16 protein-coding genes are annotated in these 25,505 nt (G+C 40.3%); 5 read left to right on the top strand and 11 right to left on the bottom strand.

From position 1 onward, the window contains the following. Positions 1-55: 55 nt before the first annotated feature. The 9 genes from hppD to bcsR all read right to left on the bottom strand — a co-directional run bounded on the left by hppD (position 56) and on the right by bcsR (position 16,814). The gene (gene hppD, locus PSH50_RS13900; RefSeq protein ID WP_273587059.1) at positions 56-1,102 is read right to left on the bottom strand and encodes a 4-hydroxyphenylpyruvate dioxygenase; all 1,047 of its coding nucleotides are present in this window, start codon (positions 1,100-1,102) and stop codon (positions 56-58) included. Between the two features lie 308 nt (positions 1,103-1,410). Beyond that, on the bottom strand, positions 1,411-4,158 hold the full coding sequence (locus tag PSH50_RS13895; RefSeq protein ID WP_273587060.1) for a metallophosphoesterase: 2,748 nt from the start codon (positions 4,156-4,158) through the stop codon (positions 1,411-1,413). A 145-nt stretch (positions 4,159-4,303) separates the two neighbouring features. Next, a complete protein-coding gene (locus PSH50_RS13890; RefSeq protein WP_024032295.1) occupies positions 4,304-5,797 on the bottom strand; it encodes a peptide MFS transporter in 1,494 nt (497 codons plus the stop codon). 245 nt (positions 5,798-6,042) lie between these two features. Beyond that, entirely contained in the window at positions 6,043-9,861 is a 3,819-nt protein-coding gene (locus tag PSH50_RS13885; RefSeq protein ID WP_273587061.1) for a cellulose synthase subunit BcsC-related outer membrane protein, read from the bottom strand. After that, positions 9,852-10,979: a cellulose synthase complex periplasmic endoglucanase BcsZ gene (bcsZ, locus tag PSH50_RS13880; RefSeq protein WP_273587062.1), complete on the bottom strand. Its 1,128-nt coding sequence runs from the start codon at positions 10,977-10,979 to the stop codon at positions 9,852-9,854. Before bcsZ ends, PSH50_RS13885 begins: the two co-directional genes overlap by 10 nt. Next, entirely contained in the window at positions 10,979-13,225 is a 2,247-nt protein-coding gene (gene bcsB / locus PSH50_RS13875; protein WP_273587063.1) for a cellulose biosynthesis cyclic di-GMP-binding regulatory protein BcsB, read from the bottom strand. The genes bcsZ and bcsB overlap by 1 nt, the downstream gene beginning before the upstream one ends. Further along, positions 13,218-15,887 carry a UDP-forming cellulose synthase catalytic subunit gene (gene bcsA, locus PSH50_RS13870; RefSeq protein ID WP_273587064.1) on the bottom strand — a complete coding sequence of 890 codons (2,670 nt, stop codon included), beginning with the start codon at positions 15,885-15,887 and terminating at the stop codon, positions 13,218-13,220. Before bcsA ends, bcsB begins: the two co-directional genes overlap by 8 nt. A 2-nt stretch (positions 15,888-15,889) precedes the next feature. Next, positions 15,890-16,603, bottom strand: coding sequence for a cellulose biosynthesis protein BcsQ (gene bcsQ / locus PSH50_RS13865; protein WP_004588340.1), 714 nt, complete (start codon positions 16,601-16,603; stop codon positions 15,890-15,892). A 31-nt stretch (positions 16,604-16,634) separates the two neighbouring features. Further along, complete coding sequence (gene bcsR / locus PSH50_RS13860) at positions 16,635-16,814, bottom strand: BcsR/BcsP family cellulose biosynthesis protein (protein WP_004588341.1); 180 nt, start codon at positions 16,812-16,814, stop codon at positions 16,635-16,637. A 114-nt stretch (positions 16,815-16,928) separates the two neighbouring features. On the opposite strand from bcsR, the gene bcsE reads away from it, so the two are divergent. From bcsE to tyrR, 3 genes are all read left to right on the top strand, one after another. Continuing rightward, positions 16,929-18,551 carry a cellulose biosynthesis protein BcsE gene (gene bcsE, locus PSH50_RS13855; protein WP_273587065.1) on the top strand — a complete coding sequence of 541 codons (1,623 nt, stop codon included), beginning with the start codon at positions 16,929-16,931 and terminating at the stop codon, positions 18,549-18,551. A gap of 169 nt (positions 18,552-18,720) precedes the next feature. Next, on the top strand, positions 18,721-20,301 hold the full coding sequence (gene bcsG / locus PSH50_RS13850) for a cellulose biosynthesis protein BcsG (protein ID WP_273587066.1): 1,581 nt from the start codon (positions 18,721-18,723) through the stop codon (positions 20,299-20,301). Positions 20,302-20,510: 209 nt separating this feature from the next. Then, positions 20,511-22,067, top strand: coding sequence for a transcriptional regulator TyrR (gene tyrR, locus PSH50_RS13845; RefSeq protein WP_004588344.1), 1,557 nt, complete (start codon positions 20,511-20,513; stop codon positions 22,065-22,067). 18 nt (positions 22,068-22,085) lie between these two features. Here tyrR and PSH50_RS13840 read toward each other — a convergent pair whose 3' ends face one another. Next, positions 22,086-22,580, bottom strand: coding sequence for a hypothetical protein (locus PSH50_RS13840; protein ID WP_054983023.1), 495 nt, complete (start codon positions 22,578-22,580; stop codon positions 22,086-22,088). A gap of 103 nt (positions 22,581-22,683) precedes the next feature. Here PSH50_RS13840 and PSH50_RS13835 point away from each other — a divergent pair, with 103 nt between their 5' ends. Further along, on the top strand, positions 22,684-23,220 hold the full coding sequence (locus PSH50_RS13835) for a thioesterase family protein (protein ID WP_004588346.1): 537 nt from the start codon (positions 22,684-22,686) through the stop codon (positions 23,218-23,220). A gap of 60 nt (positions 23,221-23,280) precedes the next feature. Here PSH50_RS13835 and PSH50_RS13830 read toward each other — a convergent pair whose 3' ends face one another. Then, the gene (locus PSH50_RS13830; RefSeq protein WP_004588347.1) at positions 23,281-23,934 is read right to left on the bottom strand and encodes an OmpW family protein; all 654 of its coding nucleotides are present in this window, start codon (positions 23,932-23,934) and stop codon (positions 23,281-23,283) included. Between the two features lie 261 nt (positions 23,935-24,195). Between PSH50_RS13830 and dapE the strand changes: the two genes are divergently transcribed. Beyond that, entirely contained in the window at positions 24,196-25,380 is a 1,185-nt protein-coding gene (dapE, locus tag PSH50_RS13825) for a succinyl-diaminopimelate desuccinylase (RefSeq protein WP_273587067.1), read from the top strand. Positions 25,381-25,505: the final 125 nt, after the last annotated feature.

Genomic DNA, 25,505 nt, shown 5'->3' with positions numbered 1-25,505 from the left:
ATATTAAAACGACAAAAAGCAGCGAAGATCGCTGCTTTTAATTTACTCAAAAAAGTTATAAAACGCCGCGGCGCTCTTGGTCTCGCTCAATTGACTCAAACAATGCTTGGAAATTACCTTCACCAAAACCACCATCATCTACACGTTGGATCATTTCTATAAAAATAGGTCCAAATAGGTTTTTAGAGAAAATTTGTAATAGGTAGCAGTTTTCACTTTGGCTATCGACTAATATTTGATGCTCGCGAATTTTTTCTTTATCTTCTGCAACCCACGGTACACGGTCAAAAATAGTGTCGTAATACTCAGGAATAATGTCTAAAGTAGCAATGGTCGATTTATCAAGCTTATCAAGCGAGCTAACTAAATCGTCAGTTAAAAACGCGAGATGTTGTACACCAGGGCCATTATATTCGCCTAAATACTCGTCAATTTGGTTGTTGTTATTGCCTTTACCTTCATTAATAGGAATTGAGAAGGTGCCACAGGGCGATTTTAATGCATACGATAGCAACGCTGTTTTTTGACCTTTAATATCGAAATAGCGTACTTCTGTAAAACCAAATACGTCTTTGTAAAAGTTTGCCCATGTTTCCATAGTGCCTTTATAAACGTTATTAGTTAAGTGATCTATACGTATAAAGCCTTTATCTTCAACTACATTAGGTGCTGATAAATCTTCAAAGTCAGACTCATAAATAGATCCTTTATCACCAAATTGCTCAATAAAGTAAATCAGGCTATCGCCAATACCGTAAATGGCGGGATAAGGTAAGTCTTTATGGGTTGAGTCGGTTGCGGGTTTTGCACCACGTGCTACAGCTGTTTCAAATGCATGCTGTGCATCCTCAACGCGCCAACCCATAGAGCAAATTGCTGGGCCATGACTTTTTGCAAATTCAGCAGAAAAACCATCGCGTTCGTTATTTAGTAAAAAGTGAATGTCGTTTTGGTTGTAATAGACAATATCTTTGCCTTTAAATTTTTTTAATTTTGAAAAACCAAAATCAGTAAACACTTTATCCATGTAGTCTGCATCAGGTGTTGCGTATTCAGTAAACTCAATACCAACTAAACCTAGTGGATTATTTGCTTCACTCATTTTTATTACTCCTGCAATAAATATTGCTACTGCGATTATGTGTTGTTGTCGTGTTGAGCTAGATAATCAACTAGATTTTAAGTTTGGGGAAGAGGGGGAGCAGATTTAGCATTTGAGCAAACTGTAAATTTAATAAGACGTTTACTTAGTCAATAGGTTTATACCTTACGCTTTAGGGTAAACGAGCATGTATTAGCTTGATGCTTTTAGTTTATTAAAGTTTAAGGTATTGATATAAATGAATAAAAAAGAGGTTTTATAAAAATAAAACCTCTTTTAAAAATGTAGTTACGTAATGTTTTTTGTATTTAATTGTTTACACTTTGTGTGCGATTGTTAAAAAACGTGTTGCGCTGCTCGAGCCAAAGGTTAGGTTTTACGGTTGGAGCTGCTTGGTAATGGCGCTCAATAGCTTGGTTTAATACCCGTGTTGTAGGGGTAAATGTCAGCTTTGATTGTGCACTGCCTATGCTTTTAATTTCGTCTCGAGTCAGGGCGCGCCCAGCATATAAAAGGGCGTTCAAATAACCGGGCACTGTTTCAAAGTTGTTATCTGTAAAGAGTAAAACAGATGACGTTAATGCCCAGGTGTTATTTATTTCACCGTCTTCTTTCACACCAGCAAGCTCGCCATCTATGTACACTTCAAATACCCCATTACTGGGGGCGGTATAAAATACAAATGCAACTCGGTGCCAGTTTCCAGGCTCTGTTTGTCCAAAGTAACCACTATCACTAGTTGATTTACCATAACCGCCCGTTGGGTCGATAAACATATCGGCATCATCAGTGAGGTAATCTTGTGTGTTTGCTTGCATGATAGCGCGATAAATATCTTTGCCTTCTTCTGGCCAATATAAATCCATTACTAAGGTGTAATCAGAAACCATTCCTTCACTTGCATAATCACCATTGGCAGGTGTATTTAAGATTATTAATAACCCCTCGGTAGGGGCGTGGCGTGAAAACGCCATTACACCTGAGCTGCCATCAGCAAAATCAGCAATACCAAGTGCTTGAGTTGTATTATATTGTGTTTCTTCAGGGCCCCAGTTTGTTTGTTCTGGGTCAAAATAGCTCAATACTGAAGGGCCATAATCTGCTGCCAAAGGGCTATTTGCATCGTTAAAATTCCACACTGTGACATTGCTTTGCTCATTACATGAAAAGAGTTGATTATCGGTATCTAGGTATAAGCACTGGCTTGTTCTAAAACGCGCATATTGATCAAGTAACCACCATGCTTCGTCAATGGCTTCTATGTTTGAAAACGTTACACCGCTAAAAAATAGCTCAGGATTAAGTGCTGCGCCTTTAAACAACGCAACCTGATAAGTGCTCGCAGCTTGTATATCATCTGGTTTGAGTAAAAACCAATCTGGCTGACTGGCAAACATGGTGTTTAAATCGCTACCTGTAACCGTTACGCTATATAACGAATTAAAGCCCGGAGTGTTAGAGGGCTGGCGCTCAACATAGTAGGCTTTATGAAAGTCTTCTTGCGTTAAGGTCCCTGGTGTCCACCTCGTTTGTACTAATTCTGGGTTAAGCAGGGCCGCCGTTATATCACTTGCATGGGCTGCAGCTAAAGCCGTTATTTCTGCAAGTTCTAAACTACTTGGGTAGTTTTCAGAAATAGCAATTTCTGTATTTGCATCAGGCGCATAGCGGCCCATAATTTCATCAATTGCCAGTTTAGTTGGTTCATCACGTTCGCTGATGCTGTCAGTTTCAATGGTGCTGTAATCTATTGTTGGCGATGTTTTATCTTGCAAGTTAAACGTAAGAGTAACATCGGTGATGCCTTTGGCGTAAAAATCTGGCTGAATAACCACAGCGCCGTTCTCGAGCGTATTATAACTTTCACCGCCATGAGTATGACCGCCTAACACTAAATCAATACCGCTTACATCGGTTGCCATATCAATATCTAAGCCTTCACCTAAATGGCTTAGCATTACCATGTAGTCAACATCGCCTTGGTATTGGTTTACTATACTTTGTGCTATTTGTTGCCACTGCCAGCTCATTTTAAATTGTTTGATAAAATCAGGTATAGGCTCATCATCTATCGGTTCGTCTAGCTCGTTCCAAGGTACTGAGGTCATGCCAAATACACCTAAGGTCACACAGCCTACTTGTACTTTAGCAAAGCCTACAGCGGCAAAATCTTGTAATTGTTCGCCTTCATAGCGTGTATTACTGGCAAGCACTATGGCGTTATCATCTTGCGAGTAGCTTAATAGCTTTTCTGGCCCCCATGCATAGTCGTGATTTCCGACCACACGTAAATCAAACTGCATGGCTTTAATGGCTTCTTCTGTAGCGCTACCTTGTGATAGTTGCTCAGCAACAGTGCCTTTTTCGTAGTCATCACCCCCGTTGGTAAAAAGGGTATGCGGCGTTTGTGCAAGTACTTGGTTGTAGTAGGCCTTTATGCGGCTAAAGTATTGCTCCTCATAACCGAATCGCGCATGTAGGTCGGCAACATGAACAAATCTAACCGATTGCTCTGTGGCTGTGGCATCACACGTTGGGCCTATAGCTGCTAAGGCCTCATTGCGCTGCATCATAATAGCGAAGGTTCCCAGTGTTGTTACTTGCGCACTTACAAAACCATCTGCAACAAAAGAGTTATCAATAACTTCCCAGCTATCGCCAGATTGTCTAGCAATAAATAGCTGGCCACCTAATTGGTAATCATCAGGTATTTTTATGGTAATTGTTATTGGGTTACTAAAAGAAAGCGTACTTGGGGTGAGTAGGTGTATATCTGAGATAATATTTAGTAGTGCATTTGCATCATCTAATACTGTTTTTTCGTGTGTAAGTTCAGTGTTTTGAGAGACGGCATTGGCAGGTACAGTCAGTAAAAAGCTTCCTTCATCAAGGCTGACATCTAAACCTGTAGTTGTAGATACGGTTAACTCGCTAGGCTCAGGCTCAACGGGATCATTAGGGTTAGTTGTAACTTGATCGTCTGAACCACCACAGGCTGATAAAAAAACAATGCTTAAGGTTAAAAATAGGGTGTGAGATAAAGTTAACAAGCGCATGTACTGCGTCCCTGAGACTAGTTAAAAATTAATCAGCAGATGATAGCAGTTTACAGCGAGGTGATATAGAAATTTGAGAAAATTTCCCCCATAGCGGCTATGGGGGAAATTATAAATAGTATTACGCGTAATTAAACGTGCAATATTATGCAGCTTTTTCTTCTAGGCCTTGTTTTTCCCATACTTTCGCTTTAAAGCTCATAAGCACTAAAACAATACCTACGCCAATGCTAAATAAGGCAATTTGTAAGTATAAGTTAGGGATTTCTTCAACGTTATTTGGATCAAAGTTACCAGCCAGTAAGCCAGCAATAATGTTACCAATAGAATAAGTTAATACAAATACACCCATCATTTGGCCTGTGTAACGACGTGGCGAAAGTTTACTTACCGCACTTAATGCTACAGGGCTTAAACAAAGCTCACCTACTGTATGTAAAAAGTAAGTTGTTACTAGCCAGTATGGCGCTACTTTTAAGCCTTCAGCTGCGTAGTGAGCGGCCATAAACATAACTAAAAAGCCAGAAGCCATAATAATTAAGCCCATTGCACATTTTACGCTGTAAGTCGGCGATACCATCTTTTTAGATAAGTTAATCCAAAGCGCGGCAAAAAATGGCGATAAAGCAATAATAAATAGTGAGTTTAAAGATTGGAACCATGTTGTTGGAATTTCAAAAGTACCAATAAGGCGATCTGTGTAATCACGGGCAAATAAGTTAAGTGATGAACCCGCTTGCTCAAAGCCAGACCAAAAACACGCAGAGGCAACACACACTAAAAATAGTGCCCACATTCTTTGTTTTTCGCCCGCTGTTAATTTACCTGTAAAGTAAATAACCCCGAAATAAATGAAGAATATAATAGTAAACACAACAGCTGTGTAGCCTGCTACAACAGTTGGGTTAATAATAATTGCGCCCGTCATTGCTGCAGCGGTCACACCAGCGGCAATAACAACAAAAGCAGCAATACCAAACCATGCACGAGATGCACCTTTAGCGCTTAATGGGTTAGCCGGTAATGCACTGTGCTCTGGTAGATTATTAAGCGTGCGCTTATATTGGATTAAGCCAATAGCCATACCCACAGCAGCTGCACCAAATGCCCAGTGCCAACCTACGTTTTCCATAAAGTAACCACATACGTAGTAACCAATTAGAGAACCTAAGTTAATACCCATGTAGTATATAGCGTAACCGCCATCACGGCGCTCATCAGCATCGCTGTATAACTGGCCTACCATTGCGCTGATATTTGGTTTTAGCAAACCAGTACCTGTAGCAACAAAGATCAAACCAATAAAAAATGAATACTCATGAGGCACGGCCAAAATAATATGGCCACACATGATGATGATACCGCCGTACCATACGGCCTTTTGACCACCGAATAATCTATCCGCTAGCCAACCACCCGGTAAGCCTAAGAAATAAACGGCACCTGTGTATAAACCGTAAATTGCAGCAGCTGATGCAACAGTAAAGGCAAGGCCTTCTTCTTGTAGGCTTGCTGTCATAAACAATACGAGCATCGCTCGCATGCCGTAGTAACTCATTCGTTCCCACATCTCAGTGAAGAACAATGTCGAAAGTCCTTTAGGGTGGCCAAACCAACCACTATCTGGAGCTGAACTCATATTTACTTCCTAACTTTAAGAATTGTTGTAATGGCCTTATAATTTTTTGCTTTAGCTGTTTTGTGCCATGGGGCACTAAAACGCTCGACCATCTGTATATTATTTGTAGCTAAGATAATGATTTGCTAAATGGTAGTAACACCACAAGGTAAGAGACACACCCTTATCCTAGTTACAATTGCGCTCAAGTATACATATACCTTAGTGCGAGGGGAAGCATTCGCGATGTATCACCTTGCACTGCGTTAAAAGTCTGCATAGGGAATAATTGGGGTGCCAGGAAACTCTAACGTCCCGTACACAGGATTGAAGTAATAGCGAATATAGAGCTGGCCAAAGTTTGGTTCGTAAAAGTCAGCGCGATCGATGGCTAAATAACCACCAAAAAACCAATGCGGCGTTATACGGTACTCAAAGCTCCCTTCAAGATTGTATGACACGCCAGAGCTGTCATCACTCTCAAATACTGGGTCTACCCCGGTAATCGATTCTCTATCGTAGGCTTGTAGCTGCAAGTCAGTATCGTTAGGATAAAAATCAATGGCTTGGGTTTTTGTTTGCGAATACGAAATCCCCGTTTTTAAGCGATAAACAAAATCATCGCCCCAGCGCGCATCGTAGCTTAAAGGCACCGACAACCCAACGTAGTTTTGTGGGCTATAGTAACCGCCGTGGCCCCATGTTTCTTCACTTAAATTATACTGATATGTCCAATGCAATAGACTTGCGCCGACGGTAAACTCACGCTCTTGATTACTAATAACGCGATAATAAGACCCGCCCATTACTCTATAGCGTTGGTTATCTTTAACATTTTGCCCTTTATAGAGCGTAAAGTCGGCGCTTGACCAAAAGCCCCAATCGCCACCTAAGTCATGAGATAGGTTGGCAGTTAGGCCTGTTGAGCGCACGCCGCCCCAAATTTCACCGGTATTTACATCTTCAAGCCCAGCATAAGAAAGCACGGAGCTTGTTACAGGGCGTTTTTCGAGCTCTAGGCTATAGCCAAAATCGCCAATACTGTTGGCGTAATTTACACCCCATACTATGTCTTCAATTAAAAAGCCAAGCGGGGTGGTGCCTACATCAACACGCCAATTTTCATTTTGCCAGCCAATACCTATGTCGACCCCATCTTGCTCAGGGCTTACTTCATCAATAGCACAGGTAAATATACAAAGTGCACCTTGGCCGTAGCGGCTACCAGCAAATTGCTCATCAAAACGAGTTGTTTGTGCGCTAATAGTGGTTGGGTCTATTTTAATAAACCCTTGGCCTTGCCAAAGTGGAAAGTAGGCTTCAATAGGTACTAAGCCTGCGCCAAGAGTCGCCTCGCTTTCGGTGCTTGTTTGGCCACTAAAGTTTACCCCAATAGCAATGTATGCTTGGTTTTTGCTTAGCTCATTTATAAGCTCGCGTTTAGCGCCATTAATATACCATGCATCATTTTCATCTATGCGGGCAATTTGTTTGTAAAACGATTCATCGTTTAGGCGTTGCTCGCTTGATAGCGTTTTTAAATACCATTGCTTAGCTTGGTCTTGTTCATTAAAATTTCGAGCAACTTCAGCGCCCAAATAACTAAGCTCTTTATCATTGGGTGATTTAGCAATTAATTGATTGGCTAAAACTAAAGCATCACCTGCGTAATTAAAGTCATTTAACGAGGCCATTATTTGGCGTTGTAAGTAGGCTTGCTGATCATCTGTTTGCGTTATTGCGCGCTCAGTAACTTCTTTTGCCTGAAAGTCGTTACCTAATTCTCTGTAAGCTTTTGCTATTGCAAGCATTGCTTGAGGTTCAATTGGCTGATTGTTTTTCAGTTTTTGCTGATAAACAATAATTGCTGACTCTTGTTGCCCCAGAGCTAAATTAGCATTTATTAATGCCGTGGTGATGGCGGGTGTACTTTGGTACTTTTGATCAAGCTGGTTCAGCTTTGCTAATAATTCGCCACCTTCGTAATACTGATTAATATACGTGGTGTATAAATTGACGTACTGTTCTACTTCGCCAGCACTTGCATTATTAGGCAAGCTGTAATGAGAAAACCATTGTTCTACAGCAGGGCGCTCGTTTTGTTCTAATAGCCACTGCGCGTAAAGCATATGCCAATAAGGTGATAAAGTAGGCTCAGTATTTAATGCAGTATTAATTAACTTTAGAGCGTGTTTTTTCTCATCTATTTGATACCAGCTACGCGATAGCTCGGCTTTCATTACAGGAGTTAAATTTTGCGCTTCTAAATTACTTAAATGAAAAATAGCCGTGGTTCTATTTTTAGTATTTAAGTGTCGCTCGCTTTGTCGAAGAGACTCGTTGAGCCTAAGCTGTTGCTCAAGAGAAATTATGTCGTCATTTCGATCATTAACCGGCACATACTCTAAGGTGTTTAAAGCGCCTTGATAATCATCAATTGAGCGTAAAAATAAAGCATGGCTATAACGTAACTGTGGATTGAGCGGAAACTGCCAAAGCACATTATTAAATAACGTTTTTGCCTTTTTAGTTAACCCGTTTTGTTGATAAATAAACGCTAAATCGTAATAAAGCCAAGGCTGCTCAGGGGCCAGTTCAATTGCCTCTTTTAAGGTTTTCTCAGCAAGCTCTGTATCGCCTGCATCACTATGTTGGCGTGCTTTTTCGCGAAGCTGGCTACTTAACGTTGCCACATACACAGGTTTAAGTTGTGCTTTTTGAGACTGAGATAAAGCATTATAAAACTTGATTAACGACTGCTCATTGTTATCCAATTCAACAATTTCTAATAACCCTGTTAGAGCGCCATTATTAAGCGGGTCATTTTTTAACACGGTTTGATAAATAGCGGCCGCTTGTGAATAATTACCTTGAGCAAATTGTAACAATCCGCGGTTATACAAAACGCTAGCAGGGTCTTGCTCAAGTGTGTCGGCTAAATTTAATTTAAGCAACGCCGTTTTAAACTGGCTATTATTTATGGCTTCTTTAGCTTGGCGTATGTAAAGCCAAAACTTTGCTGTGGTTGCTAAGTCTTTTAGCGTTTCTCGCTCGGCAAAGTCGGCGGTATGCGAATACGCCTTAGTAAAATAATTATAAGATGTTTGATTTTTACCCATACGCAAATAAAGGGTGCCAAGGCTGCGCATAATTGCGCCATCGTTAGGGCGTCCTTTGAGTGCTTTTAGTAAAAGCGGCTCTGCGGCAACGAGCTTGTTTTTTTCAAGTAACGCCTCACCTTTAAGCCATAGTTGGTAGGCCGGGTTAGCTAATAATTTTTGTCGCGCTTTTAAATCTTTTTTGAAATCTTGATACTGTAATTCGCCTTTGCTGCTAAACGGATACACGCTAAAGTAGCGCTGAAATTGTTTTTCTGTAGCGCTATTTAATTGCATGTTAGATAAAGCACCTAACCAGATTGCTTCTACTTCATTACTGTAGCGAGAGGTGGCACCATATTTACTTAAAATCGTTAGCGCGGTGCTATCAGTGGGGTTATTTCTGAGTAAGTGGCGCGCGTATGCAATATCTACCGCGCCGATGTTCTCGTAACTGCGTAGTAGCCTTTCGTAGCCTTTTTTTACATTTTTCCATTGGCTTTGCTCTTGTGCATACCAACTTAAGTGCTCGAGCTCAAACGCTAAGCTTGGATAGGTGTTTTTAAAAAGCCTGTTGTAAATTAATCGCGCTTGTTCGTAACGTCCCGCACGGGCAAGTAATTTAGCTTGCTGTATATCTGCTTTGTATTCGTTTTCTAATCTAGCAATTAATCGTAACTGTTCTACACAAGGGTGGGTACGTGTGTTGTTACCGTCAATTTTTCTTAAAATTTGATTTGCTTGTATAGCCTTACCATTGGCAAACTCAAAACGAGCAAGCGCACACTGGCTTTCTATTCGATTAGGGGCAATGGCCAATAGCTTTTGTAAGCTATCGGCAATTAAATCTTTATTTTCTTGCACTTCACCAATATTGATTTGGCTTAAAAGCCACTCAACAGAGTGTGTATCAATGTCATTATTTGTTTTAGCATGCACACTTGCGCTGACTGCTAACGTACAAACAACAGCCCATTTTAACGACATTCAGTGCTCCACCTTGGCTTGAGCGTCCCGTCTGCTGTTATTAAAAAGCGCTTATTAAGCGCGCTACTACCAAACAGGTTTAATACACTGTCGTAATAGCGTGTTTGTGTGAATGACTTATCGACCATTAACTTTTGTTGAATGGCCATAACCAAAGAATCATCGCCATTTTCTTTTAGCATGGGCAGTAGAGCAGCATTAAAGCCTAATGGGCCACGCTTTTGGGTTTTGCCAGAGCGCGCATAGGTATTTAAAGGAACGTAGCCACGGCTGTTTATAGCCTCTACAAAAGGGGTAAACTGCTCGCTTAGTTGTGCTTTGTAAGGCGCATCGTTCGCCATCATGCTGGCCCATAAGTAAACCCTAATGGCGTTAAAACTGCCTAAATCGGTTGCTTTTTTATCGTAATAAAAACCTTTTGCTGGGCTATACATCACCCAGTCAGGGCTAACTCCGTTTTTAGCGGTATCTAAAATAAGCTTTGCAGACGCTTCATGTAATTGCTGCCAAGGTGAGTGCGGGTATAGTTTGCTAAATTGCTGATAAATAAATAACGGTGAATAACTAGGGTTGAGTTTATAGGTGTTATTTTCAAATTCAAACCCAGCAGGGGCGGGTAATAAAGTAAGTCCTAACCCTGAAATATAGGCGGTTTCTTCTCGCATAATACGCTGCGCTAATACAGCAGCTAAAATACTATAGCGGCGGTCGTCCCATAAAATAGCTGCTTGCGATAAACTATATGCTATCCATAAATCAGAATCTGATGCTGGGTTTGAGTCTATAATCCCATAGGTATCATTACCTGTTTCACCCCATTGCCAAGCAGGCAAACGTGTACTTAAATCGCCTTCAGAGAGATGGTCTTGCGTCCAATCTAAAATGGTATCAAACGCGGCTTTATCGTTTGCTACTAGCGCAAAAAATAGCGCGTATGATTGCCCCTCTGAGGTGGTAATATTTTGTTTTGAGCCTAGGTCTATTACGCGGCCTTCATTACTAATAAAGTGGTTTTTAAATACGTGCCACCCCTGCCAAGGCTCGCACTGCTGCGTTTGCGCTGACACAGAAAAACTTAAAAAAGCGGCTACTAATAATGCCCGGTTAAGTAATGTCATTATTCATCTCCTTCAGCTAAACGCTTATGGGTGAGTGCTTGTAGTAATCGCCATAAAATAAATGAAATTAGTAACAGCGTTAATATAGAAAGCAGGGCTAAAATAAATGGATGGTCAGATAAATGGAACCACACCAGCGTATGTACAGGAATATGACCGACAAAGTATTGCTCTTCGGTTTTTATTGTTTTAACGCCTTGTGAGTTTATAACCGCAGCACTGCCTTTTAATTGGCTTAATGTTTGCGAGTCCATAAGGGTTTTATCAATTAAGCCAAATGCTTTTTCAGTGGTGGCATTAAGTGATACAACAGAGCGTTCAGAATCAAAAGGAGATTGATAAGCTGTAATTACCGCCATATCTCCGCTACTTTTTACACTCACTTGTATTTTATCTGTGGCTTGCTCATCGTATGCACCGTTGTAAATTGCTTGCTTTATTTCACGTTGGTTATTCGTTAAAAGTACGTTTGTATGCGCATCTTCATCTAGTTGCTGAGCTGTGCTGCCAGGCTTTGCAACAACTAAAATATCTTTGTCGTCTAAATCAACATTTTCATTTAAATGGGCCACTGTCATTCTGTGGGTTGGATACCCCGTTATTGCGCCAAAATGACCGGTAAGATTAAACAGCAAAGTTAACGCTTTTGCAGAAGGCTGCTGGTCAATTAGTACAAGTGTTTGCTGTAAATCGGCATATTTGGTGTACGGGAAGCCACTGTTCGCAAATACATTTAAATCTGGCAGGGCAATGTAATGATCAAAGCCACTTACATCAATATTAGAATTACCATCAATAACACCAAACTCACCACCAGGTGGTGCTATTGCACACTCACCTTTTTTCAGCACACCAAATCTAAAATCAAAGTTTAGCTCGTTCCGAGTGGCTAAGTTTATGCCATTAAGTGAAAAGTTTTCTGCGTTTTGTGTAGTATCGGTATTGGCAATAAGTGGCAATAATGTTTTTGTAGTATTGAGCGCAGAGTCGTCATTATCTAACAAATATCCACTAATAAACTTTTGATTAATCAACATATTTAACCGAGAGTCCAAAGACTCGCTCTCGGGTGTGCTGCGATATTGCAATGTAATGGGGATGCCTTTTTCACGCCAAGTAAATAAATCTGGAGCAAAGCGCACGTTTAATTTTACGGGGCCGTTATTTAACCCTTGTGCTTGTAGCTGATTGTCAAAATCAATTAATTCGTCAAAGTGTACAGCTCTATCAGCGCGTAACCAGCGCGGGGCATCGTACGCCTTGCGAAGCGGTAGTTGGTTAATTGCTTCTATGCTAGCGGTTCTGCCGGTCATGACTTTATGGCCAAAGGCCAATCCCGTGACGGCGGTTTTTAAATCGTCTTCATCACGCCCTAAAATAAGCAACATTTTGCTGTATCTATGTAGTGGGTTTGAAATAATCTCAACGGTTGGCTTTTCCACATCGGGATAGTCTTTTAAAAAGTCAGGCTTTGAATCGTTGGTAATAAAAACCACGCTGTGCGTATCTAATGATTTGTTAATCACCACCGGAAAATCAGCACCACGCCAGTCAGCTTGCGCGCCAAACCAGCTTGAAAGAGTCGCAGCCGCTTCAATCGTTTTGGTGTTAGGTGTTTTTGCAAACACAAACGGTAAGCTTAACTTATTGTAATCTTTGGCATCAAAAAAGGGCTCTGGTAAATATTCTAAACGGCTATCTATTGCCAGTTGCTTTTGATTGAGCGTGATATTGCTCGATTTATTAATTTCGGTCCAAATAGAGCGACTAAAGTAATCTTGGCAACGTAAATCATAATAACCAACAAGCTCAAACCGTACTTGGTTGTAGTCTTGTACATACTTAGCATTGAGTTTTAGGCTATGGTTAACGGTATTTTTAACCACACTTAGTTGCTCATTTATGGGCAGTACAGTGACTAAGTTTTCATTAAAATACACTTTTAAATGCGACACGTTAGCAATCAATGATGGCGAGTTTGTGTACGAAAAATTAAGCTGTAAATCGGTGCTTAATTTATCAATGCGGTTGGTAAAATCCACTCTTGAGTTGTTGTTTATGCCATCAAGCTTGTAGCCATCAAAGCCTAAAGCAGCAAAGTCTAATCTTAAACTAGACACGTTGGCGCTTTCTGGGTAGCCATTTATAAACACAGATTTATCGTGCATTGGCTCAATAGCACATGCTTTGTAAGCACTGCATGTTAAAAACAGTATTAGAAATGTATTAAGCAAATTTTTAATCATAATTATAATGCACTATTGGTTTTTTAGGGGTGAAAGAGTTTATATATACAACAATTTTTGTCATTAGTTTTACAAAGGGTTGTAATGGCTTAGGAGCATGAAACAATAAATTGCTAAATCCTCTTAAACTTGTTTTTTGTACTTCTTTAAAGCTATATGAAGGGCGGTCATGACGAAAATTATTTTGCCAGTCAAGCCACGCATCCGCTCTTGAAAAGGTGCACTGTATAAATGCTTTTTGCTTTTCGAGCGAGAGATCTTTTAACGTTAAGCCTATTTGTTTGTTTCGGGTGTTACATACATACGTTGTAAACGAAAACTGTTTATTACCGCGGCTCATTAATAGCTCTATTTTGTCGTTTACTCGGCATAAATGAGCGTGCTCTGTTTCAATACCCACCCCATTATCAGAGTAATCGGTAATTTTAACTTTTAACGTATGCCCATTTGCTAAGCGCACGCCAGCCGGAAAGTTTGCCTTAATACGGTGAGACTGCCTTACTTGCCTAGCTTCTGCAGCAACGGCTACCGCAGCGCCTAAAATAATAATATTATAAATTGCCCAGCCCATGCTGATTAACAAAACGCCCACTTGGCTCGGATCGCCAAAGCCTAAGCGTAAAACACCTACAAGCATGCCAACTAAGTTTATGAGTAAAAGTACCAAGTAGGGTTTAGATATACCCCAATCGTAATGTTCTTTATCATTTAAGCCGCCTTTCTCTGTTACGTTAAACTTACCCTTATTAGGGTTTATTAGCGCAACGGTTGTAGGCTTTAATATGTACCAGGCAAGAACAGACTCATACACTTCACCCCAAAAAGAGTAGCGATATTTACCCTGAATTCGTGAGTTGGTCGCTTTTATTTGTATGAGTGTAGGCACTACATAAATAAAAATAGCTAAAAACGGCGCATAGATAATGTAAGCATTAAAGTATATGAGCGCCAGTGGCGCGGTTAAAAATACAATACGCGGAATGCCCGATAAAAAGTGCAGCATGGCGTTTAAGTAGCACAGGCGCTGTGGTATATCGAGCCCTTTACCTAAAATTGGGTTATCGAGCCTAAATATTTGCGCCATACCCCGAGCCCAACGAATACGCTGGCCAATATGTGCAGAGAGGCTGTCGGTGGCAAGCCCTGCAGCCTGTGGGATATTTATATAAGCGGTTTTATAACCGGCACGTTGCATACGCAGTGCAGTGTGGGCATCTTCGGTTACCGTTTCAAATGCAAAGCCACCAATATTGTCGAGTGCTTCACGTTTTAAAACGGCGCATGAGCCACAAAAGAAGGTGGCATCCCACATGTCATTACCATCTTGGATCAACCCATAAAAAAGCATGTTTTCATTAGGGATTTGGCTGTGGTTATTTAAATTACGCTCAAACGGGTCTGCTGAGAAAAAGTGATGCGGTGTTTGCACTAAACATACTTTGCTGTCTTTTAAAAATTGCCCCATGGTCATTTGTAAAAATGAGCGGGCAGGTACGTGGTCACAGTCAAAAATAGCAATGTAGTCGCCGTTAGTGTAGCGCATGGCGCTATTCATATTACCGGCTTTAGCGTGGTTATTATCGGGTCGTGTTAAATAACCCACCCCCACTTTTTGAGCAAATTCTTTAAACTCAGGGCGTTTGCCATCATCAAGAATATACACGTTGAGCTTATCAGCAGGCCAATCAATGCTCATCGCCGCAAGCGTGGTAGGTTGTACAACACTTAATGGTTCATTATAAGTAGGAATGTATACATCAACTGTTGGCCATAAGTCAGTGTTTTCTGGCAACGGAACAGGTTTACGCTCAAGGGGGTTTATAGTTTGAAAAAAGCCTAAAATGAGCACTAGCCACGCATAGGTTTCTGCCAGCAGCAAGCCTGCGCCTAACGTAAGTGCAACAGGGTCATCCCAATTGAGGGTTTCTGTGTAGCGCCACCATAAATAACGCGATGAAGTGGTTACCGATAGGGTGATCATTACAATCGTGGCCATTTGCCCTTTAACGCGCTTAAGCCCGTATGCCACTATCAAAATAAAACTAATAAACACGGCTTGCGCTTCTAGGCTAAACGGAATGGTTATAAAAATAGCCAGTAAAAACAATATAAAGGCTACAACCACATATTTTATTAGTTTATTTTGCCAAATCTTAGCGTCAGCCATGGTTTTAAAAGCACTTTTTTTAGGACCCTTAACGTTTTTTGATAACAAACGCTTTAGTAATCTACCTAGTTTTAAGTCAAACCAACGCAACTGTTTAAGTGAATAACTTACCCCATTATAAAACTGATTTGATAGCCGCTCCCTTACAGAGTTATTTTTAGGTTTGTATTTAAAAAATAACAAATAAGCGCTTTGAATGATAAAGCGCAAAATATTTGAATAAATAAACGTGCGGTATGGCAAGCGAAGATGCGGGTAGTAATCATATAAAATAAGTTCAAAGTTAATTTTGTGGTCTTTTATATTGATAAACAATGAACTAATCAGCGTAATAAAAGGCATTAAAAAGGCTTCTATTACGTTTACTTTGTGCTGGTTAAAATAACTATGAAACTTAAATAAAATATAACGTACAAGTTTTTCAGTAAAAATAATGCTTAACAGTAAATACAAAGTACTGTGTATTGGGCGCTTATAAAATAAAGAAAAGCTCATAACTACAGGGCCGATTTACTTACAAGCCAGCCGGCAAGTGTTTCAAAGTCATCGTTAGCAACACTGTAAGGCGCACAATTAAGCGCTACATTTCTATAGGCTGTAGACTCTTTAATTACTTCATCACTATTTATAAAAAAGGGCGCCATAAGCGGCAAGGTAGATTGCCATAAAGAAAACAGGTCAAACTCAAGTGTTGATGCAGAGTTATAACGATTGACTAAAAAGAAGTGTTTCCACTGGTTGTCAGTGTGTTTTAACGTTTGTAGTTTTTTATAAATTAAGCTGTGGCAAATAGCATCACAATTAACTATTTCAATTACTATGTCGTTTTTATCGAGCGGGTAGTGGGTGATATCAATATGTGCAGGGCAATCAAAAAGAAGCCAAGCATTATTGTTATAATCCAGTTTATTGCAATTGTTTATAAAATCGAATAACGCTGCGGTACTAACACTTTTATCGCCAAAAGGTAAAAACACTATGCCATCACTATCTTGATGAAAGTGCTCAAGGGCTTGTTCAAAGTCCTGCTCGTTACTCCAGCCGTGGTTGTACTGCCAAGGCAGGCCAAAGTGCAGGCCCAAATCGCTTTTAGAATCTAAATCTATAGCAATAACGTCAGAGCCTGATTTTTTTAATACGCAGGCTAAGTTGGCAACCATAGAAGTAGCGCCAGTGCCGCCTTTAATGCCTTTTAGAAAAATTCTTTGCAAAGGATTGTTTACCTGTCGTTTCAATTACTACTTACGCATTTACTGCACGGTGTATTTCGTTCAGTAATGCGTATTTTTCTATTGTTTGTTTATTTTTTTGTTTATTAACAATTTCAACGTAATCTTCACTTTTGCCGCCAAAACGCCGTGCAAGGTTCTCAATGTCATTTGATGTTAAGGTTTCAGAGCTTTTTGTCGTTAAATTACGCATTGTTGCCTTTATGGTGAAGTTTATTATTTTTATTTAAAGTGGACAATATTTGTCTATTATATATAGAATAGCGGGTAAAACTAGTAAAAAAGTATTTTTTATAGGCTAAATTCAGTGCAAAACTTTAACATTTCAGGCTTGCAGCCCTCTGCTGTAGAGCTAAAACCTGCATCGTTATATGCAATTTTAGCCCCTTTAGACAATTTTGCTACTGAACTGGCATTACATGCAATTAATAAACCCTCAGCCTCTGATATTTATATTGTTTCTTCTCAAATAGAAACATTTTTTGAAGGCCCTTTTAGCGATGCATTAAATCATGCATTTGACCAACACAAAGTGCATCCGTTTAGGTTTTCGGCAGATACACGCGACTTGCCAAAGCAACAAATAATTAACAATACGCTAAAAGAGCTAAATGCTTATAAACAGCTAAATAATGCATTAGTCATTGTTCACTTTAGTACGACTGATTTAGCCTCATTGGATCAAAAGCAACTGATGCAAAGTGTTCAGACCTATAAAAAATTTAGTACACAATCAGGAGCGACCGTCTTATTTTTAGTTTCTGGCCCTGAGGTGACTAACTATCGCTTTTTATTAAGGCGGTTAAATTCGGACCTCGACGGGTTGGTATATGTTGAAAATGATTCAACAGTGCGCGTACTAGAGTACGATTATTGGCATCACAGTACAGGTATCATTGCCTCTGTACAGTATCCATTAATGATTGAAAATGGCTGCTTTAAAGTGCAGCAAAATAGTATTACGGAACAACAAACCTCAACATCGGGTGTATTTGCAGATGAAGACGACGTGTGGATTGTACAAGGAGCTATTCCTGAAGGGACCAAGCTTCCTGCAAAATATAAAATAATAAAAGACAACAACACGCTTTTTTCAAAAGGCCCTAAATTAGAGGCGGCAACATTGGTATTTGCAGTTTCGCGTTATACCGATTTAGCCCTGCTTGCCAAGCAATGTTTTGAGCTGAGAAAAAACTGTGGTCGCTGGCTTAAATTAGTGATTCAGAACGTTGATGGGGTGATCCGCCATCAAGATGAATGCTTATTTTTGACCTTAGGTGTTAATCTAATTTTGTATAGTTTTTCAGAGCCTTCAAGGTTGCTCTCACAGGTGCAGTCAATTCAAGGGTTTCAATTTTCAAGACCGTTACCGCCTTCTATTGAACATGTACTTCAATTTACCGAAAATACCTTTTCTAAAGGTTACCTGCCTTTTATAGAATTTACCAAACAGGTAGAAGTTCACAGCGATTCAGCTGTAAATTTAGGGGTAAGTGGAGTGTTGGTTAAATTAGAGCTTTTGCCTCGGATTGACCCAATCCACCCTTTGCATTTATTTCATATAAAGCGTGAGGGCGACGTATTCAGTTTGGTAGAAAACACCGTGTATTTGTATTTACATGCGTGTCGCGAAAATGATGTTAACAATGCGATAAAGCACTTGTTTAAATTAGAAACAAACGATTTTTTTGCGCAGCAAAATATTATTTCCGATCATTTTTATATTCAGCAAGAATGTAAACAGCTTAGGCGTTATTATGCGGGCCAAGATATAACCGATTACTCTGCCCAATTAAAAGAGAATGAAAGCTATAAATTTTCGCAAAAAATAGATGCAAGTGTTGCAGCTGATTTAGAAACACCGGAGTTTACTAAAAACGAGCGCGCAGATGCTGTGCCGTTTAAAATGGCCATAAAGAGTAACGTATGAGTATCAATCAATTATTGATTACAGCAATTTTAGCGATGCTAGTTGGCGTATTTTTATGTATGTCGGGGTCGTTGATACTGAAAAAAATAAAAAAATACTATGCTCAGCTTACGTTTAAACATGAAGTACTCGAACCTTACAAACCAAATAGAATAAAGAAGGGTAAATAGTGAAATTATCAGGCTTAGGGGTGTGGAACCTCTATTTTTTAGTTAAGTTTGCACTTTTTTATTATGGTGCAATCGACTTTGGCTTATTAGCAAATGCAGCGCTGGCTGCTTTTTTTGCTATTTCTTACACGCACCCTTTACTAAATAAAGCCAAACATTGGTTAGGCGCGGTAATGGCTATTGTTTTACTTTATAAAGATTCGTGGTTGCCCCCTATAGACCGTTTAACACGCCAAGCTGGTAACGTGCAAGACTTTAGCTTTGGCTACTTTTTAGAGCTCATGGCGCGTGTTATTAAAGTTGATATGTTATTAGCACTGTTTGTTATTACTGTGTGCTTTTGGTATTGCTCACAGTGGATACGCTTTACCACTGTAACAATTGTTGGGCTTATGTTTGTAGCTTGGCAGGGCACAAACAACGAGGATAATTTAATTTCACAGCCAGTGGCGGCTAATAATGTTCAAACAGCGGCGCCTCGTGCACAAGCACAAGTGGTAACGCAAGAAGCCAAATCGCCTGATCAGCAATTAAAAGAGTTTTATCAGCAGCAAAGTTTGCTAGCAAGCCAATTCCCTCAGCAATATAATGGCGAGTTATTTGATGTCATAGTACTAAATATTTGCTCGATGGCCGTGGCTGATCTAGAGGCCATTGGCGTAAGCCTTGATGATTTATATAGCGATTTTGATGTGGTGTTTTCTGATTTTAATTCGGCTACTTCTTACTCTGGGCCTGCTGCAATTCGCCTTCTACGAGCAAGTTGTGGTCAAACAAGCCAAACTGCCTTATTTGAAAATGCACCAGAGCAGTGTCATTTGTTTAAAAATTTAGAAAACTTAGGTTACAAAAGCAATGTGGTTATGAACCACGACGGCCACTTTGATGAGTTTAAAGGTTTGGTGAAAAAGTTTGGTAAAATAGATGAGCAGCCTTACGATATAACTAACTTACCTGTAGCTCAATACGGGTTTGACAACAAGCCTATTTATTCAGACGGGGCAGTACTAAACTCATGGTTAAATGATAAAGGTGAAGACTGCGCGCCATGTGCTATGTATTACAACACCACCAGCTTGCATGATGGCAATCAACTAGCGAATCAAGCCCGCATGAGTAGCCTTGAAAGTTACCCAATTAGACATAAAAACTTATTTAACGATATTAACGGGTTTATTAAAAACCTAGAAAAACGTGGCCGTAATGTCATGCTGATGATAGTACCTGAACACGGCGCAGCATTAAAAGGCGATAAAGTGCAGTTTGCTGGGCTTCGTGAGATACCAAGCCCAAGTATTGTATCTGTTCCGGTGGCGATTAAGTTTATTGGTAAAAATGTACAAAGCTATTCACAAACGCTTGTAAGCGAATCAACAAGTTACTTTGGTTTATCGGAGCTAATTAGTGGCGTGCTTAGCACAAACTTTTTTGCAGGTAATGGCAATATTGCCGACTTAGTTGATACGCTGCCTCGTGCACCTAAAGTAGCCGAAAACGCTGACACAATAATGATGTATGTTAATAAGCGCCCTTATATTCAATTAGATGGCGGAGACTGGACCCCATACCCGCAAAATTAATAGCATATATGCACGACCCCTTTTAAAACGCAGCTTACACGCTGCGTTTTTTAGTTTTAAGCTGCACGTTATTACAGTTTGATGTTTATAGGCGTGAGTTTACAGTGATAAAGACGATGGCTTGTCCAAATTTGTTTACAATTTACTGTATTGAATAACGGAGTTAGCGTATTATTCGGCTAATATAGTTTTTCCTTATTCGAGGATGTATGCGTCTAGATATTCATTGTGCCGACCGTGTAGGTATTGCCCAAGAGATCCTAAATATTTTAGTAAACTACGATGTTGACTTAAAAGGGATTGAGGTTGATTCGGTAAATTGCCGTATGTATGTAAGCTTTCCTGAAATTGAATTTGAGCAATTTCAAAAAATTATGCCTTCTATTCGTTTGATTGATGGCGTACATGATGTTCGCACAACCGCCTTTTTACCCTCTGAGCGAGAGCATAACGAATTAAATACACTGCTGCGTGCACTTCCCGATGGCGTTATCTCGATTGACGCAAAAGGGTGGGTACGTTTGTGTAACGACGCTGCCTGTAAAGACCTACAGTTGAGCGAAAAAGAAGTGGTAGGGGCCAATATTAATAACCTACTAAAAGGGTTTAACTTTACGCGTTGGTTAGAAGGCAAAGAAGTACTTGGACAAACAACCCGGGTAGATGTTGCCGGTGAAGACTTTATTGCCGATATTTTACCGATTGCCGTCCCGCAAGGTGGTGAAGGTGACGTGTTAGCTGGTGCGGTTATAAATATAAAATCGCAAAGCCGCCTTGGTCAGCAGGTCAGTGCCTTTAGACGTTACGGGCAAGAAAGCTTTGCAACTATTCACAACTTTAGTACTGCTATGCGCCGTGTAGTGCGCGAAGCACGAAAAATGTCGCAGCTAGAAGCCCCCATTTTAATAACCGGAGAAACTGGTACAGGTAAAGAGCTCCTTGCTCGTGCGTGCCACTATGCCTCTAATCGTTCGGTTAAGCCGTTTATTGCACTTTCGTGCGCATCTTTGCCTGATGATGTGGCTGAATCTGAATTATTTGGTTACGCCGGATATGAAGAAAACACCGCACCTAAACGCGGAGTACTAGAGCAAGCCGATGGCGGTACTGTGTTTTTAGATGAAGTTGGCGAAATGTCTACACAGCTACAAACAAAGCTGCTGCGCTTTTTACAAGACGGCACATTTAGAAAAGTGGGCGACGAAAACGAAGTAAAAGTAAACGTGCGTATTATTGCAGCCACACAAAAAGATTTACCCGCAATGGTGCAAGAGGGCGTATTTAGAGAAGACCTATACTATCGAATTAATGTACTCACATTAGAGATTGCACCACTGAGAGACCGTAAAGCTGATGTGGGCCCATTAGCCGAGCACTTTATTCAAAAGTACGCGCAGCAAAACGGCCATGCAATTCCGCTTTTATCACAAGAGTGCTTACGCTTTTTACAAGAGTACCCGTGGCCAGGTAATGTGCGCCAGCTAGAAAATGCAATTTATCGGGCGGTGTCGTTACTTGATGATAGCGAGCTACGTGTAGAGCATTTGCAATTGCCCACCTTTACCCACGATTTAGGCTACTTAGAGTCAGATTTTGAAGGGTCGTTAGATCAAGCTGTAAAACGTTTTGAAGCAACCTTGCTACGCAAATTGTATCCGGCTTACCCAAGCTCAAGACAATTAGCTAAGCGTTTAGGGCTTAGCCACACTGCAGTGGCAAATAAACTACGAGATTACGGTATTAATCGCAAAACTGTTAAAGTTTAATAGCCGCTTTACTGGGCACTAGCTCTTAGTGCCCATGTTTTTAGTAACCCCATCAATGGCGATAGTTTCTATGCCATTTTCATCAAAATTAATCACTATGCTTGCGTTATTACGAGTAAAAAAGTAACTGCGGCCATTCAGCTCAATCACGTAATTGCCTTTTACGGGGTCTTTAAATTGCTGCTTTTTTAAACTGACAGTATGTTTACCTATTTGCCAATCAAACGCTTCAATAAAGCCATTATTAAACTCTTGTACCCACACTTGGCTATCGTCTTTAGCTAAAGTGATTGCCACCGAGTATGAGTTAGGTAATTGCGACATATCGTAGCTTTTGCTACCTATCGAAAATTTACCAAGCTGCTGCTGCCATGCAAAGCCAAAATTAAAGGTTTTTTCTATACCTGTTGGGTAAGTTACCGTACCTGGGCCTTTAATAGTAAAATCGGCCAGTGCGCAGGTGCTAATGCATAATAAACTGGTTGTGAAAAGTGTCGCTAATTTATATTTCATACTATGACTTTTTTATATTTATAATTTGAGATTAAAACAGAACATTCGCCTTAACAAGTGGCTATGTTACACTGAGTTAACTTTATACTGGTAAGACCTTCTCGTGAACTTATATATTAGACTTCTTTTATTATTTTTTAAAATTAAGCGCAACCGCGACTACCAACAGTTACTTGATACTGTTGATATTGATTACAAAGCGCTACCAACAGACTGCGATATAAACCTGCATCTAACAAACTCGCGTTATTTGGCTATGATGGACTTGTCGCGCACTTGGATGATTGAGCGAATTGGTCTATTAAAACAAGTAATGAAGCGCCGTTGGTTTCCTATTGTTAATGCTACAGCCATAACTTATATTCGCGATATTAAACCTATGCAGCGTTATACCATTAGTACCAAGCTGGTGGGGTGGGATCATAAATATTTTTACATTGAACAAAAGTTTCATTCTGCGCGTGGCCTGCACGCTATAGCGTATGTGCGCGGTGTGTTTAAAAACAAAAAAGGCATTGTCAGTATTGAAGAAATGCTTGAAGTAGCCGAGTTTGATGGTGTAGCGCCTATTTTGCCAAGTGAAATTATGCATTGGAAAGAAATGCTTGAGCAAAAAAAGGTGAATAACCTTCCTAAATAATTTTCATAAAATAAGGCCTTTCGGCCTTAAACACATAGAACATAGGCGCTGCAAACTTAATTAAAAGCTGTACCTTACACCAAACATGGCAACGACAGGGTCAAGCTCAACGGTTGATGTAAGGGCTTTTGCACCGTTTGCATACACTGTGGCATCGGTATCTATATCAATCATTGACACCATGGCATGTAGCCCCCAATGTTGATCGATTTTATAGTTAGCGCCTACTTGTGCAATAAAGCCAAACGAATCATCGAGTTTTACTTCAACATCATCAGTGCCTAGGGTTGCTTTTAGCGCTTGTGAAGGCTGCTCGTCAAAAAAGGTGGTGTAATTTAACCCTACACCAATAAACGGGCGTAGCGCGTAACTTGTATCTAAAAAGTGGTATTGCGCAACCAATGATGGCGGAAGCTGTTTGATGTCGGCAATTTTATTGCCAGCTAACCCACCCGCGCCATTTACATCGTGCGAAAACGGCGTAGCGGCAATAAGCTCTACCACCCACTTATCGTTAAATGCATAATCGATTGTAATACCTAGCTGCGTGTCAGAGTCGCCTTTGAGACCCAGGGTTGGCGCTTCGTTAATTGCCGAGCTGCTGTTATCTGGATTTACATTAATAGCGCCAACATTAACGCTAAGGTTAGCGTGTGCCGCAGGGGTAATAGCAAGTAAAGAGGTAAGTAATGCAATGCTGATTTGGGTTTTCATGTTGTGCTCCAATAACTACTTTTTGATTGACGCTATTATTACAATCTCCGAGCGTTGAAAACCTGTTCTAGATCAAAGTTTCAAAAATGTTTGAAGTATGTGAACCCTTTTCTTGATTTAGATTAAAGTCAGTGCAAAAAGTATTTTAATTAATTGACACAGCTATGTATTTAACGGTCATCGCACTGTATTAACTTTGCCATTATTTGGTCATATTCTCGCGCTTTAATAATTTCTCTTATGGTTATTGAGTGTGTTGTTATGTCTGTTGCAAAAGTATCGCAAAACAGTGTAAGTAAGCCTTTAAGCGCGGTGGTAAAAAATACGCAAACGCTTATTAGGTTTGAGTCTGTAACGCCTAACCAAGGCGGTGCCATAGATTGGCTTAGCAATGAGTTAACTGCGCTTGGCTTTAACTGTGAGCAGTTTACTTGTGAAGGCGTTACCAATTTAATTGCCTACGTTAGTTTTGAACAAGAAGGACCTTGTGTTGCGTTTTCTGGGCATATTGATGTTGTGCCCGCAGAGTCGGGCAACTGGCTAAGCCCGCCTTTTGCCGGCAATATTATTAATAATGCCGTGTATGGTCGCGGCGCAGCTGATATGAAAGGCGGCGTGGCGGCTATGCTTGGTGCTACTAAGGCACTATTAAAAGAGACTAAAAATAAAAAAGGACGTTTTTACTGGCTTATTACCTCCGATGAGGAAGGAGAGGCAGAATTTGGCTCAGAGGTAATAGCCGCGCGTTTAGCAAAAAATAATATACAGCTTGATGGCTGTATTGTTGGTGAGCCGACAAGCTCTACACACGTAGGCGATACAATTAAAAATGGTCGCCGAGGCGCTATTTCTTCTCGTATAAAAGTTCACGGCAAGGCCGGACATGTTGCCTACCCACAGAACACTATAAATGCTGCGCATATTGCGGGTAATATTGTAAATTGTTTAAGTAATTTAACATGGCCTGACGATGAGCCAAGCTCTAAAACCACCTTGCAAGTGACCGGCATTAATATAAATAATGTTGTTGATAATTTAGTGCCTAGTGAATGCGAAATTACCTTTAATGTGCGATATAGCCATGGTTATACAAGCAATGCAATAAAGCACTGTATATCAGCGGCGCTGAGTGAATACGCCCAGCACCTTGAAGTTGAATGGGAGCGAGCGTGTGAGCCCTATTATACGCCACCAACAAACGGGTGGAGTTTATTGCAGCAGTTAGAACACACTATTTATGCGCAAACAGGGAGTTACCCCATGTTAAGTACCAGTGGCGGTACTTCTGATGGGCGATTCTTTGCAAACCAGCATACCCAAGTTATTGAGTGTGGGGTTAAAAATAGTACCATTCATCAGGTAAACGAGCATGTTCCGGTTGATGATTTACTTAAAATTGAGGCCATTTACACAGACTTATTAGCGCGAATTTTTAGCCATAAATAGTAATCGCCTAATAAAAATAAACAGCGAGAATCACCTCGCTGTTTGTTTGAGTAGGGCGTGTTGATCTTTAATGATTGAGTTTGCAGCAGTATGTTTGGTTTTTAGGCAAGGCAGAGCCTATGAAG

The organism is Pseudoalteromonas sp. Angola-7, assembly GCF_028599255.1.
In the GTDB taxonomy this organism is placed as follows: Bacteria; Pseudomonadota; Gammaproteobacteria; order Enterobacterales; family Alteromonadaceae; genus Pseudoalteromonas; species Pseudoalteromonas atlantica.
This window is presented reverse-complemented; position numbering and strand designations above follow the sequence as displayed.